We start from the raw sequence: 13,039 nt of genomic DNA, 5'->3' as shown, positions 1-13,039 counted from the left end.
CGAGGCTGGGAGCTGTATGAACACTTGCTCACTTAGCCGAGCTTATTCAAAGCTCGGCAGCCAGCCACCCGATTCCTTCCAGCGGTTAACAATTTCACAAAACAGTTCAGCGGTGCGTTCAGCATCGTAGGCGGCGGAGTGCGCTTCGTCGTTGTCAAAGGCAATGCCCGCTGCGCTACAGGCTCGCGCCAATACAGTTTGTCCGTAAGCAAGCCCCGACAGCGTGGCAGTATCGAAAAAAGAAAAGGGATGGAAGGGGTTGCGCTTGATTCCGCAGCGTTCCACCGCAGCATTGATAAAACCGCCATCAAAGTGTGCGTTATGGCCAACTAATATAGCCCGATTACAGCCTTGGTCGCGGATTTCCTTGCGTACAATACGGAACATGTCAGTCAATGCATCTTCTTCGCTGACTGCTTCACGAAAAGGGTGCCAAGGGTCGATGCCGGTGAAGTCTAAGGCGGCCTGCTCAATATTGGCGCCCTCAAAAGGCTTCACTTGAAAATTGTAGGTGCGATGTACAGCTAGCAGGCCATCCTCATCCATGCGCACGATAGTGGCGGCGATTTCCAAAATGGCATCGGTGGAGGCCATAAAACCACCGGTCTCGAGGTCAACCACCACCGGCAAGAAGCCGCGGAAGCGATCACAGATGCGGTGCTCGCTGTCATAGGAAGTTGTTTCACTCATGTTCATTCACCACCTGCCAGCCTACTGATTGGCCGGCCCGCATAGGTGTTAGCGGCTTGCCGCCAAGTGCTTGTTGAGCTGGCACTTGCCAAGACTGCTGACGCAAGGTGATGTGATCGCTGTTGCGCGGCAAACGGTAAAAGTCTGGGCCAAAATGTGAGGCAAAACCTTCTAGCTTGTCTAGGGCTCCTGCTGCTGCAAAGGCTTCTGCATAGAGCTCGATAGCAGCATGGGCCGTGTATACGCCGGCACAACCGCAATCGTTCTCTTTGGCCGCGGTGGCGTGGGGCGCCGAGTCTGTGCCCAAGAAAAACTTAGGATCACCAGAGGTAGCGGCTTTGATCAGCGCTTGCTGGTGGCTGTTGCGCTTGAGCACCGGCAGACAGAAGTAATGGGGGCGAATTCCGCCGACCAACATGTCGTTGCGGTTCAGCAGGAGGTGGTGAGCGGTAATCGTAGCAGCCACATTGGCCGGGCTTTGGCTGACAAAATCTACGGCATCTGCGGTAGTAATGTGCTCCAGCACTACGCGCAATTGTGGGAAGCGCTGCACGATCGGCGCGAGGTGGCGCTCGATAAACACTTTCTCGCGATCAAAAATGTCAATGTCCGTATCGGTGACCTCACCGTGGATCAGCAGGGGTAGATCATGCTCTTCCATTGCCGCTAGGGTGGGGTAGAGGCTATCTAGGTCGGCCACGCCAGCAGCCGAGTTAGTGGTAGCACCCGCTGGATACAGCTTAACCGCGTGGACAAAGTCGCTAGCGGCAGCCCGCTTTACTTCCTCGGCATCGCTTTGATCAGTGAGGTACAGCGCCATTAGCGGCTCAAACTGGCGTGGCAAATTGGCCATAGCGGCCAGGATACGGTCGCGATAGCTGGCTGCTTGAGCCACGGTGGTCACTGGCGGGGTGAGGTTGGGCATGATAATGGCGCGGCCAAAGTAGCGGGCCATATCAGCGCAAGTATCGCGTAGGGCATCGTTATCACGTAGGTGGACGTGCCAGTCATCGGGACGGAGTAGAGTCAGTTCGGTCACAGTTAACCTAGGGCGGGATTGTTGGGAAGGCGAATGCTACCTTACTCCTCGCCTCTTGGAAAATTGGCTTGTTGGCCGCGCCGCACAAGGTCGCTGGGCCCAGCCTATAAACGAGGCTGGGAATTGGCGGTCCCTGAGAGTAAAATGTTCGGCCTTTCTATCTAGCACGGGAACTGTGAGATGTCTGATATAAACAAAGTGGTACTAGCCTATTCTGGAGGACTGGATACCTCGGTAATCGTGCGCTGGCTGCAGGATAGCTATAACTGTGAGGTGGTGACCTTTACCGCCGATATCGGCCAGGGCGAAGAAGTTGAGCCCGCGCGCGCCAAAGCCCAGGCTTTGGGAGTCAAAGAGATTTACATCGACGACCTGCGTGAGGAGTTTGTGCGGGACTTCGTGTTCCCCATGTTCCGAGCAAACACCGTTTATGAGGGGGAGTATCTCTTAGGTACTTCTATTGCACGTCCTCTGATCGCTAAGCGTTTGATTGAAATTGCTAACGAGACAGGCGCCGATACTATTTCTCATGGCGCTACCGGTAAGGGTAATGATCAGGTGCGCTTCGAGTTGGGCGCCTACGCTCTAAAGCCGGGGATCAAGGTGATTGCCCCTTGGCGTGAGTGGCATCTTAATTCCCGCGAGTCTTTGATGGCCTACTGTGAGCAGCACAGTATCCCTGTGGACTTCTCCACTAGCAAAAAGAAGTCACCCTACTCAATGGACGCCAACCTGCTGCACATTTCTTATGAGGGTGGCATTTTAGAAGATCCTTGGGCAGAAGCTGAAGAAGATATGTGGCGCTGGAGTGTCAGCCCTGAGGCTGCACCCGATCAAGCTACCTACATTGAGTTGGACTACGAGCGCGGTGATATCGTCGCCATCGATGGTCAGCCCATGAGCCCGGCCACTGTCTTGGAGTATTTGAACAAGGTGGGCGGTGCTAATGGTATCGGTCGCGATGACCTGGTGGAAAACCGCTATGTGGGCATGAAGTCCCGCGGCTGTTACGAAACACCGGGCGGCACCATCATGCTTAAGGCACACCGTGCTATTGAGTCGCTGACTCTGGACCGCGAAGTGGCTCACCTCAAAGATGAGTTGATGCCGCGCTATGCCAAAATCATTTACAACGGCTACTGGTGGTCACCTGAGCGGCAGATGCTGCAGACTGCAATTGACCAGTCACAAGCCTGCGTGAATGGCCGTGTGCGCTTGAAGCTCTATAAAGGCAATGTGATCGTGGTGGGTCGCCAGTCAGATGACAGCTTGTTCGATGAGGGCATTGCGACCTTTGAAAATGACGCCGGTGCCTATGACCAGGCTGATGCAGAGGGCTTTATTAAGCTCAACGCACTGCGTATGCGCATCGCAGCGAATAAGGGCCGCAAACTCCTCTAAGTGAGGCCATGCGCTTGCTCTAGTCGAGCTAGGCAAGCGCATAAGCTCTGCGACTGACAAAAGACTGAGTCCGATTTGGCAGAGCAGCGAATCGGGCTCAGTTGTATTGGTTAGTGCAGTTTGAGCTCTGCGCTCCTTTACTGCTTATAAACAGCACCGCCTTTCATCACAAAGCCGACATCTAGCAGCGCTTCAATGTTCTCCAGTGGAGAACTGTCCAGTGCAATCAGGTCGGCGTGCTTGCCCACTTCTAGAGTGCCTAGGCTGTCGCTCATATCAATCAAGTCAGCGGCGCTCACGGTGGCTGATACCAGAATATCCATGTTGCTCATGCCGGCCTGTTTCATCAGTACCGCTTCTTGAGCGTTGTTACCGTGGGCAGAAACGCCAGTGTCGGTACCAAAGGCAATTTTGACCCCAGCTTGGTAGGCTTTGCTGAAGTTCTCCTGCATGTCGGAGCCGACGCGAATAGCCTTTTCTTTAATTGCAGGGCTCATAAAGTCCGAGTTTTGTGCCATTTCACGCACAGTGTGGCCAGCCAAGAGTGTGGGAACGAGGTAGGCACCGGTAGATTTGAATAGTTTGATCGCCTTCGTGCCTGTGTAGGTGCCATGTTCAATGCTATCTACGCCAGCTTGCAGAGCGGCAATGATGCCGTCCTCTTGGTGTGCGTGGCTCGCGACCTTGCGCCCCATGCGTTTGGCTGCCAGTACGACTTCGCGCAGCTCGTCCTCTTCCATCTGTTGACCAGTGCCGGTGTTGCGGTCAGTCAGTACGCCACCGGTTGAGGTGATTTTGATCAGGTCGGCCCCATATTTGATGGCATCCCGTGCGGCGCGGCGGCAATCGTAAGGGCCGTCACAGATAGATCTGTCCGTATAGAGCTCCAGCAACTCGTGCTTCATGCCCGAAATATCATTGTGGCCGCCGGTGATGCCCACGCCGCCCGCGGCAATAATGCGTGGACCAACTATCCAGCCGCGCTCGATAGAGTCGCGCAGGGCGTACATCGGCTGAGTATTGGAGCCAGCGTCGCGCACTGTGGTAAAGCCAGCATCTAGGGTGCGCAGAGCGAACATCAAGGAGCGCATTTGCACTAATTCATCAGAAAACTTGAGGCTTTCACTGTCGCCATCGGGACCAAGCTCGCCTTGTAAGTGCACGTGCATATCCATTAAGCCCGGCATCACAAAGCGGTCTTTTAAGTCAATTAGCTTAGCGTCGGCAGCAAACTCGGCGCTGTCGCGATAGCCGTCGAGAACTTGGCTGACCTTGCCGTCTTTGATGATTAAGGTCTGCTCTGTTTGTGTTGGCTGGCCGGGTACTGCGAGTAGCGTGCCGGCGTGAATAAGCACTGTCTCTGCTATGGCGCTGCTGGCGGCTACAGCGCAAAGAGCGATAACTGCCGCGCTGTGGCGGATGATTTGGCAAAAGTGAGCTAGTGTGGGCATCTGTGGTCTCCGTATGTTTGGCCGCTGCAGCCTATAAAGCAGCGAGCGCCTTGTCAAAGTAGCACAGGTTACTGTCGGAGTGATTGCGCTGATCACTGATAGTTACTGCGATAACTATGACAGTTATGATTCGAATCTGTCAGTATTCTTGTAGCTGAGATTTTTTGTTGCATAGTAGACTGCTAGTGCAATGGTTTTTTAGATTGCTGAGGGAGTTCATGAGTAAAGAAGAAAGTTTGTCCAATAGCCTTAATTGTTGCCCTGAGGTGATCGCGTTTTTTGATGAAGATACCAACACCTTTTCCTATGTTGTGAGGGACCCTGCATCCACTGCTTGTGCCGTTGTTGATTCAGTGATGGAGATCGACTACGCCGCGGGGCGTTTAAGCTGTGAAGGCGCTGATAAAATCATCGACTACATACGCCGTCATAAACTGGATCTGCAATGGTTAATTGAAACCCATGTCCACGCAGATCATTTATCAGCGGCCCCTTATATTCAGCAACAGCTCGGTGGCCAAATCGGCATTGGTGAGCATATTGTGAGTGTGCAGGAGGTCTTTGGAAAAATATTCAATGCCGGCACTGAGTTTCAGCGTGATGGCTCGCAGTTTGACCATTTGTTTGCTGAGGGAGATCGCTACATGGTCGGCCAGATGGAGTGCTTGGCCTTGCATACTCCGGGACATACGCCGGCCTGTATGACGCATGTCATGGGGGATGCAGCCTTTGTCGGCGATACACTGTTTATGCCCGATGGCGGCACGGCCCGAGCTGATTTCCCCGGCGGCGATGCTCGAACGCTGTACCGCTCTATTCAGCGGGTCTTGTCCCTGCCTGAGCAGATGCGCCTATTCATGTGTCATGATTATATGCCTAATGGTCGCCCAGTAGAGTATGAAACGACGGTGCTGGCTGAAAAGCACAGCAACATTCATGTCGGGGGTGGTGTCAGCGAAGATGACTTTGTTGCGATGCGTGAGGCACGCGACGCAACACTGGGTATGCCCCGTCTGATTTTGCCATCGCTGCAGGTCAACATGCGGGCCGGCCACCTACCGCCAGAAGAGGATAACGGGACGGTATATCTCAAACTACCTCTGAATATACTTTGAGCCTAGAACTAAGGAGAGGATTCGGCCGTGGATCTGCCTATAAGCTTGAGGGAGTGCTGAGTCAGTGTCACCAAAGCTGAGCCGCTGGAGGCGCTATGTGCCCGCCTTAGATTGGGCGCGGCAATACAACCGTAGCGCTTTGCTCAGTGACGGCTTGGCTGCTGTCATTGTGACCATCATGCTCATCCCGCAGTCTTTGGCTTATGCCATGCTGGCTGGCTTACCGCCAGAAGTCGGCTTATATGCCAGTATCCTACCTTTAGTTGCCTATGCGCTCTTAGGCAGCAGTCGCACGCTTTCTGTCGGGCCGGTGGCAGTGGTCTCTCTGATGACGGCGACTGCAGTGAGCCAAGTGGCGCCACCAGGGAGCGGTCTTTACCTGCAGGTGGCTATTTTGCTGGCGCTCATGTCTGGCGCCATGTTGCTCATCATGGGTTTGCTGCGCTTGGGTTTTCTTGCCAATTTTCTTTCGCACCCAGTGATTGCTGGTTTTATAACAGCCTCTGGCATTCTCATCGCAATTAGCCAGTTAAAGCATATTTTAGGAGTGTCGGCTAGCGGGTCTACATTGCCACAGTTGTTGCCTGAGCTGTGGCATAAGCTAGCTACAATCAATTTGCCAACCCTGATGATTGGCGGTTTTATGCTGATGTTTCTATTCTGGGCACGCAGCGCTTTAGCACCATTGCTACAGCGTTTGGGAGTGCCAGAGCTAGCAGCTAAGGTCTTGGGTCGCGCTGGGCCGGTGCTTGGCATAGTACTAAGCAGTCTGCTGGCCAAGTCTTTGAATTTGGAGGCGCATGGTGTGGCCTTGGTGGGTGAGGTTCCTTCGGGCTTGCCGCAGCTTACTTTGCCAAGCGTCCTTGGTTTGCCCTGGCCAGAGCTCTGGGTATCCGCTTTGTTGATCTCACTGATAGGCTTTGTCGAGTCGGTCTCAGTGGGGCATACGCTGGCGGCCAAGCGACGCCAAAAAATTAATCCAGACCAGGAGCTGCTGGGGCTTGGTGCAGCCAATATTGCCGCCTCGCTGTCGGGTGGTTATCCGGTAACCGGCGGCTTTGCACGCTCTGTGGTGAATTTTGATGCGGGTGCCGAAACACCGGCCGCTGGCCTTATGACGGCATTGGGGATTGCACTGGCCGCAGTGTTTTTTACCCCTTATTTGAGCTGGTTACCCATTGCGACGTTGGCGGCAACGATCATCGTAGCTGTCATGTCGCTGGTGGATTTATCGATTCTGAGTCGGTCTTGGCGCTTTGGTCGTTCTGATTTCAGCGCGGTGAGCATCACCGTACTGGTCACTTTGGTATTTGGGGTTGAAGCGGGTGTGACTTGCGGCGTGCTGGTATCACTGGCTCTGCATCTCTATCGCAGTTCGCGTCCACATATGGCAGTCATCGGAGAAGTTCCTGGTACTGGGCACTATCGCAATGTGGATCGCCACAAAGTCACTACTCGCAGTGATTTATTACAGATACGGGTGGATGAGACACTGTATTTTGCTAATGCTAGCTATGTTGAAGACCGCATTATGGCTGAGGTGGATAGCCGCCCGGGTTTGCGCCGCGTATTATTACTGTGCACAGCCGTCAATGAGATTGACATGAGTGCTGTAGAAGTCCTTGAGTCAATCAACGAGCAGTTAGCTGAGCGTGGCCTGACTTTTTATCTATCAGAGGTGAAGGGACCGGTGATGGATTTGCTGCGACGTACGAGTTTCTTGGATGAGCTCAGCGGGCGGGTTTTTCTATCGCACCACGACGCCGTGTGCAGGTTGGCTGCGGAACTCGATGCTGAAAATACCCAACAGGTACCGAATTGGGAGATTTGATGGATGCTAAAGCCAGTGCATCATTATCATGTCAGCGCCCATGGTAGCCCCGCAGAACAACTGCACAGGCAACAAGGCTGGAAACGGCGCCTGATAGCTGTGACTGCTTTGCTTAGGGTGTTGAAAAATAGTTTTGATAGCGAGTAATTACTCTCTTTAAAGGAAGTCCATTGGATACTATACGCGAAGAAATTAAGCTCTTTTTAATCTCTTGGCTCGACCAGTACTGGCCCGGCAACACCCAGCTTGAATTCAATTTGCTGGTGCTTGTGTGGCTTGGCTTGTGTGCCGTAGCAGTACATGTCCTGTTGCATGGCGTTGTTCGGCGCGTTATTACGGATATCACTCGCAAGGCTGGCCAGCGTTGGCAGCACTTGCCCGATGCCGATAAGTTTTATCGCCGGTCGGCATTTATTTTTCAAGGTATCGTCCTGCAAATTCAGGCAGGGCTGTGGCTGGATGAGTCATCCAGCTTGCTCAGCTTTATCGCAACAGCGACCAACCAATGGATCCTGCTGTTTGGTTTGCTGGCCTTCTTCTCCTTGTTGGATTTCTTTCAGCGACTTACCTACAACAAAAGCCATACGCTCAATTTTCCACTGCGGGGTTTAGTACAGAGCATCAAGCTTATCGCCAGTGTGCTGGTTGTGATTCTGGCGATTTCGATGTTGATGAATAAATCACCGCTCATATTGCTGAGTGGTTTGGGGGCCGTGTCTGCGGTCCTTATGCTGGTTTTCAAAGACCCGATCTTGGGATTAGTGGCCGGTATACAGCTATCTGCCAATGATATGCTATCGGTTGGTGACTGGCTGGAAATGCCTAAATACGGCGCCGATGGCGATGTGATCGATATCGGTCTTACCACTGTAAAAGTGCAAAACTGGGATAAGACCATCACCACGATTCCCACCTATGCCCTGATATCGGATTCATTCAAAAACTGGCGTGGCATGTCAGAGTCCGGCGGGCGACGTATCAAGCGCAGTGTGTTGATTGACACCAGCAGCATCCAATTTTTGAGCGACGAGCAGTTACAGCGCTTAAGAAAAGCTGAGCTCTTGGGCAGTTACTTGGATGAAAAGATTCAAGCGGTGGAAGAATCCAACCGCAGAAATAACACCGATATGTCTGTGCTGATTAATGGTCGCAGGTTAACCAACATAGGCACATTTAGGGGCTATTTGCTGACCTACTTAAAGTCACACCCCTACATACACCAGCACATGACCCTTATGGTGCGGCAGCTCAGCCCCACCACAGATGGTCTGCCGATTGAAATTTATGCCTTTACCAGCACCACTGCCTGGGCACGCTATGAGGATATTCAATCGGATATCTTTGATCATGTCTTTGCTGTGCTGCCGGAGTTTGGCTTGCGCGCCCACGAAAGCCCCACTGGTTATGATATTCGAGCGCTGGTGCGGTCTAGCGATACCCTTACATAGCTAGCGCTTCCCTCGCAAGAAAGGGAAGCGGTAGATGTAAGATTAAGTCTTATTTCCAACTGTATATAATGTCCAAACCGAAAGAGCGCGGATCTCCAAATACCCCGACTTTAGGTGACCAGTGGAAGTTTACGACGCCGTCAACGAGGTATTCTTCATCCGAGAGGTTTTTCCCCCATAAGGCAAAGCCTAGTTCCCCATGGCTTAAAGCAATTTGGTCAAGGCTGAGTCGTGCATTCCATAGGCCGTAGCTATCAATCTGGTTGTAGGGTTCGTTTAATGGTAGGGCAGATAAGGGGCCACCGAGATTGAAGATAACTCGTTGTTCATCCCTCCAGGAGTAATTGAGGTTCGCGCGAAGTTCGCCTAACCCCATTCTGGGAAAGGTGTAGTCGAGATCTATTGTGAGGCTATGCCGTGGCGCCGAGGCGAGCTCATATTCCGAGCTCACGTCGATACCAGTGGCTGGATCGATAACTTTTTTAATATCATGATCTATAAAGCCATAGGCGAAGTTCAGCAAGAAACCTTCTGAGATGAGAGCTGTAAGATCAATTTCAGCTCCCTTAATACGCGCTTTTCCGGCGTTGAAGAATACAGGTGCAGCGGGATTTTCTGGTAGGTTGAAGCCAAGCTGCATGTTATCAAAATCGCTGCTATATATTGCAGCATTAATGCGCAATTGACGATCCCACCACTCCGATTTAATTCCTGCCTCTACACTCCTAACAATTTCTTCATTAACGGCTTTGGTTGCTGCTGTTATAGAGTCTGCACGTGAGTTAAATGAGCCTGCCCGATAACCTTCTGCCCAACGTAGATAAAGATTTGCCAGTTCAGTCATGTCCCAAGAAAATGAAAGCGCGGGTGACACACGATGAAAAGTTTTATCGGCTTTACTATCAAAGGTATTTCCATCCAGTGCCTGAAGTCGGCTTACAGCGAGGTGGCGCTGGTCTTCGGTATAGCGTAAGCCCCCGGTTATATGCAGGCGTGATTCCCAAGAAGGTGTCCAGGTAAGTTGTCCAAAGACAGCCTTCGCCTTTGACAACACATCACTAGATCGTTGTTGCAGGGGTAGCTCGACTAGGGAGAAGTTGGGGCCGAAGGGCAGGCTGATACGGTCATCTGAATATTCAGTTCCCTCTTCTTTGAAATAATACAGGCCGGCAACGTAATCGAATTGCGATGTACTGCCTACTAGCTGTAGCTCATGCGACCATTGCTCTTGCTCAGTCTCAAAAGGCGTGTTGGCGAATAGCCGTGGGGTCTGGATGCTAGTACTGTAATCTTGGTATGTCGACTCATCTAACTCGCGGTAGGCGCTTATCCATTTTAACTCGGCTTGTTCGCTAAGCTCCCAGTTTAGTGTCAGGCTATGCCCAGCTATTTCTAGTCCACTCTCTAAAAGTGGCTGACTTAGTGAGGCTGAGCCAAAACGCTTGGTAGACCATGGTACAACCTCGTATCCAGCTGCGCCTGGTGCCAGTGACTGGTAATAAGGTGAGCCTGAATCGATATCACTGCGGTCGTAAACATAATCGGCAATAAAGTGCTTCTCAGGTGTCCAGCGTACTGCAACACGCAGTGCCTTGCGGTCTTCGTCACCAAAATTGGGGCCATTACCACGGTTTCGAACTGGCCCCTTGATAGAGCCAGTATGATAGTTTAATTGCAGTGCGAGATCGTTAAACTCGGGGAAATCGATATCTGTTGCACTGCGCCACAAACTTCGGTCACCCACAGTTAACTTTTGTTTTAAGCTAAATTCTCCAGAGGGTTTTTTGGTGATTATATTGATAGCACCACCGGTGGTGTTACGACCGTAGAGGCTGCCCTGTGGTCCCCGGAGTACTTCAATACGTTCAAGCTCGGCTAGTTCCATAGCTAAACCGGTTGAACGTGCCATATAAATATTGTCGACGTAAACACCAACCCCTGGGTCTTGGCTTAACTGCGAGTCGTTATTACCTACACCTCGAATAAAAACTCGCAAAGTGCTTTTAGAATTGGGAAATTGGCGCATTGAAAGACTTGGCACACTGAATTGGATGTCACCAATATTTGTAACGCCCATGTTGACTAGCTGGTCACTATTAAATGCTGTGATTGAAATCGGCGTTTCCTGCAAGCTTTCGCTGCGCTTTTGTGCTGTGACAACGACTTCCTCAATACTTGTGGCCCGCTGAGCATTTACCTGAGGAGCTATTGTTGCGAGTACTAGAGTTGGGGCTATAAGAAAAAGTTGCCGGGCAGAATAGTTTTGCATGTTCTTATTTCCGTAGTAAGAAATGTTGATAACACAGATTAAAGCTTTCCGTCTGCCATCAGCTCCATGGGGTCGAGCATACTAAATACTCCTAAACAACCACCGTTAGGTGCAGCATCGTGAGGGGCGTAGCCTAGTAATTTCTGAGCTGTCTTGGAGTAGTTTCTGACCTCGTTAATAGGGGCTGCTAGGTAGTTATTCTCTTCTGTTCGTAGCCAGCCGAGACAATAACTAACGTGCATTCCACGGCGTAAGTCTGCTGTAGTGATGTTTGAGCCAGCTGCGTGGGCGGTGGCACCCAAATAGAGTAGAGCTGAGCCAGCAGACATTTCTGCTGGTACTGCATCGGCATAGTTCAGTGTCTTATTTCTAGGCCAACGATGGCTGCCTGGGATAACTAGGGTGGCGCCATTAGCTTCAGTGAACTCAGTCAGTGCTAATATTGAAGCCACCTCTACATTAAAATCGCTCGGTAGGTAGGACCAGCAATCACCGTCGCGGTGTAGGGCCTGAGCTTTGGCGCCGGGGGCAATTTCAAAAATATGGCCGTAGTTCAGCTGATAGCTGGCGCAGTTAGGCAGCAGAATTTGCTCACAGAGCTCAAGGTAAAGCGGATGCTGCATAATTTGTTCGCGGAATATCTCGGAGCGACCGGTCAGGCCGGTTAAGTGTCGTGTTTTGCTGCCAAAAAAATGGTCGTATATCGGGCTTAAGAATTTGCGATCTGGTCGCTCTTGAGCTAGCGGGCCATCCATTTCACGGTTAAATGCCTCAAGTATTGAAGCTTCCAAAAAGCCTTCAACAATAAGCACTCCGTGTTCAAGGAGGGTTTTACTGATTAGCTCACCATCACTACAGGCCTTGAGTCTTGGGATTGAGGTTTGAGACATAGCAAAATACTCCAAGTGATGCAGTTGCTCACAAAGATAACTGACTAAGCGTTCAGTCAGTGTAGGTTTGAGCGAGAGCGTAGTCAATAAGTGATATATTATGTGTATACAAAATAAGTGCAGGGCATAGATGAAAGTCGTAAAGCATGCTGCGCAAAGCCGAGAGCAGCGCAGCCTTCAAGTACGTGAGGCGGTATTGCAAGCCGCTATAGAGGTATTTGCTGAAAAAGGCTTTGAGGGCGCAACGCTAGGTGAAATCGCGAGTATAGCGGGTGTAAAGCAACCCTTGTTGGTCTACCACTTCACTAATAAAGAGTCGTTGTGGGAAGTGGCGGCGAGCAGTTTAATGGAGAAGTTTAACGCTCGGCAAAGTGAGCTTTATCAAGGCGAGATACAATTAGATGACCGTCAGCGCCTGCTAACTCTTCTTAAGTCCTTCATATACACACTACGTGAGCTACCAGCCTACGGTAAGCTTTTATTAAAAGAAGGTTCGCGAATTTCTCAGCGTACGCAGTGGCTGGATCAACATTTCGTGCCTGCGATTTATCGCAATGCCAAGTTTAATGACCCGCGATTACAGCGCATTTTTGGCACTGTTAATTTGCTACGCTATGTGGTGGCCGGAGGTATTTTGTATATCGTAGTGGCGGGGCCACAGTTAGCTGTTAGTGCAGCAGAGGAAGGAGGTATTGGCGATTCACCTGAGGAATTGAACCCTTTGAGTGATGATATGGTTGAACAACTGGCCAATATTCTATGTGGAATGGTATTCAGTCAGTTGGAGGAGCTACCAGCCCTTGAGCCATAAGTCCTACTGTGTCCTATTGCGGAGAAATTGACGTGCTTAGTGCAACAGCTTGTAAGGCTATCACTCGCAAAAATACATCAATGATGTTATGCAA

Annotated in this window: 10 protein-coding genes; 5 read left to right on the top strand and 5 right to left on the bottom strand. The window is 51.3% G+C overall.

From position 1 onward, the window contains the following. Positions 1-42 precede the first annotated feature (42 nt). Together rnt and pyrC are read right to left on the bottom strand one after the other, a co-directional pair. Positions 43-696, bottom strand: a complete 654-nt coding sequence (gene rnt / locus H2508_RS08140; RefSeq protein WP_220463672.1) for a ribonuclease T — start codon at positions 694-696, stop codon at positions 43-45. Continuing rightward, complete coding sequence (pyrC, locus tag H2508_RS08135; RefSeq protein WP_182171662.1) at positions 683-1,729, bottom strand: dihydroorotase; 1,047 nt, start codon at positions 1,727-1,729, stop codon at positions 683-685. Before pyrC ends, rnt begins: the two co-directional genes overlap by 14 nt. 180 nt (positions 1,730-1,909) lie before the next feature. Here pyrC and H2508_RS08130 point away from each other — a divergent pair, with 180 nt between their 5' ends. Continuing rightward, a complete protein-coding gene (locus tag H2508_RS08130; protein ID WP_182171659.1) occupies positions 1,910-3,130 on the top strand; it encodes an argininosuccinate synthase in 1,221 nt (406 codons plus the stop codon). Between the two features lie 137 nt (positions 3,131-3,267). Here H2508_RS08130 and H2508_RS08125 read toward each other — a convergent pair whose 3' ends face one another. Beyond that, positions 3,268-4,581, bottom strand: a complete 1,314-nt coding sequence (locus H2508_RS08125; protein ID WP_182171656.1) for a metal-dependent hydrolase family protein — start codon at positions 4,579-4,581, stop codon at positions 3,268-3,270. A 218-nt stretch (positions 4,582-4,799) separates the two neighbouring features. Between H2508_RS08125 and H2508_RS08120 the strand changes: the two genes are divergently transcribed. From H2508_RS08120 to H2508_RS08110, 3 genes are all read left to right on the top strand, one after another. Next, positions 4,800-5,696, top strand: a complete 897-nt coding sequence (locus H2508_RS08120) for an MBL fold metallo-hydrolase (RefSeq protein ID WP_182171653.1) — start codon at positions 4,800-4,802, stop codon at positions 5,694-5,696. Between the two features lie 64 nt (positions 5,697-5,760). Next, a complete protein-coding gene (locus H2508_RS08115) occupies positions 5,761-7,527 on the top strand; it encodes a SulP family inorganic anion transporter (protein WP_328799344.1) in 1,767 nt (588 codons plus the stop codon). Between the two features lie 170 nt (positions 7,528-7,697). Further along, entirely contained in the window at positions 7,698-8,975 is a 1,278-nt protein-coding gene (locus tag H2508_RS08110) for a mechanosensitive ion channel family protein (protein ID WP_182171650.1), read from the top strand. Between the two features lie 49 nt (positions 8,976-9,024). Here the strand turns inward: H2508_RS08110 and H2508_RS08105 are convergent, their stop codons facing one another. Both H2508_RS08105 and H2508_RS08100 read right to left on the bottom strand, forming a co-directional pair. Then, positions 9,025-11,244: a TonB-dependent receptor gene (locus H2508_RS08105; RefSeq protein WP_182171647.1), complete on the bottom strand. Its 2,220-nt coding sequence runs from the start codon at positions 11,242-11,244 to the stop codon at positions 9,025-9,027. Between the two features lie 38 nt (positions 11,245-11,282). Further along, positions 11,283-12,134 carry a phytanoyl-CoA dioxygenase family protein gene (locus H2508_RS08100; RefSeq protein ID WP_182171644.1) on the bottom strand — a complete coding sequence of 284 codons (852 nt, stop codon included), beginning with the start codon at positions 12,132-12,134 and terminating at the stop codon, positions 11,283-11,285. Positions 12,135-12,264: 130 nt separating this feature from the next. On the opposite strand from H2508_RS08100, the gene H2508_RS08095 reads away from it, so the two are divergent. Beyond that, positions 12,265-12,945, top strand: a complete 681-nt coding sequence (locus H2508_RS08095; protein ID WP_182171641.1) for a TetR/AcrR family transcriptional regulator — start codon at positions 12,265-12,267, stop codon at positions 12,943-12,945. Positions 12,946-13,039 lie beyond the last annotated feature (94 nt).

The sequence above is a fragment of the Sediminihaliea albiluteola genome, from assembly GCF_014077625.1.
In the GTDB taxonomy this organism is placed as follows: domain Bacteria; phylum Pseudomonadota; class Gammaproteobacteria; order Pseudomonadales; family Halieaceae; genus Sediminihaliea; species Sediminihaliea albiluteola.
The sequence above is the reverse complement of the archived record's forward strand: the minus strand, read 5'-3'. Positions and strand labels throughout refer to the sequence as shown.

Excerpts from the sequence above, each read along its gene's own strand:
- rnt (WP_220463672.1), bottom strand. The coding sequence starts at position 696 with ATGAACATGAGTGAAACAACTTCCTATGACAGCGAGCACCGCATCTGT.
- H2508_RS08095 (WP_182171641.1), top strand. The coding sequence starts at position 12,265 with ATGAAAGTCGTAAAGCATGCTGCGCAAAGCCGAGAGCAGCGCAGCCTT.
- H2508_RS08100 (WP_182171644.1), bottom strand. The coding sequence starts at position 12,134 with ATGTCTCAAACCTCAATCCCAAGACTCAAGGCCTGTAGTGATGGTGAG.
- H2508_RS08105 (WP_182171647.1), bottom strand. The coding sequence starts at position 11,244 with ATGCAAAACTATTCTGCCCGGCAACTTTTTCTTATAGCCCCAACTCTA.
- H2508_RS08125 (WP_182171656.1), bottom strand. The coding sequence starts at position 4,581 with ATGCCCACACTAGCTCACTTTTGCCAAATCATCCGCCACAGCGCGGCA.
- H2508_RS08120 (WP_182171653.1), top strand. The coding sequence starts at position 4,800 with ATGAGTAAAGAAGAAAGTTTGTCCAATAGCCTTAATTGTTGCCCTGAG.
- H2508_RS08130 (WP_182171659.1), top strand. The coding sequence starts at position 1,910 with ATGTCTGATATAAACAAAGTGGTACTAGCCTATTCTGGAGGACTGGAT.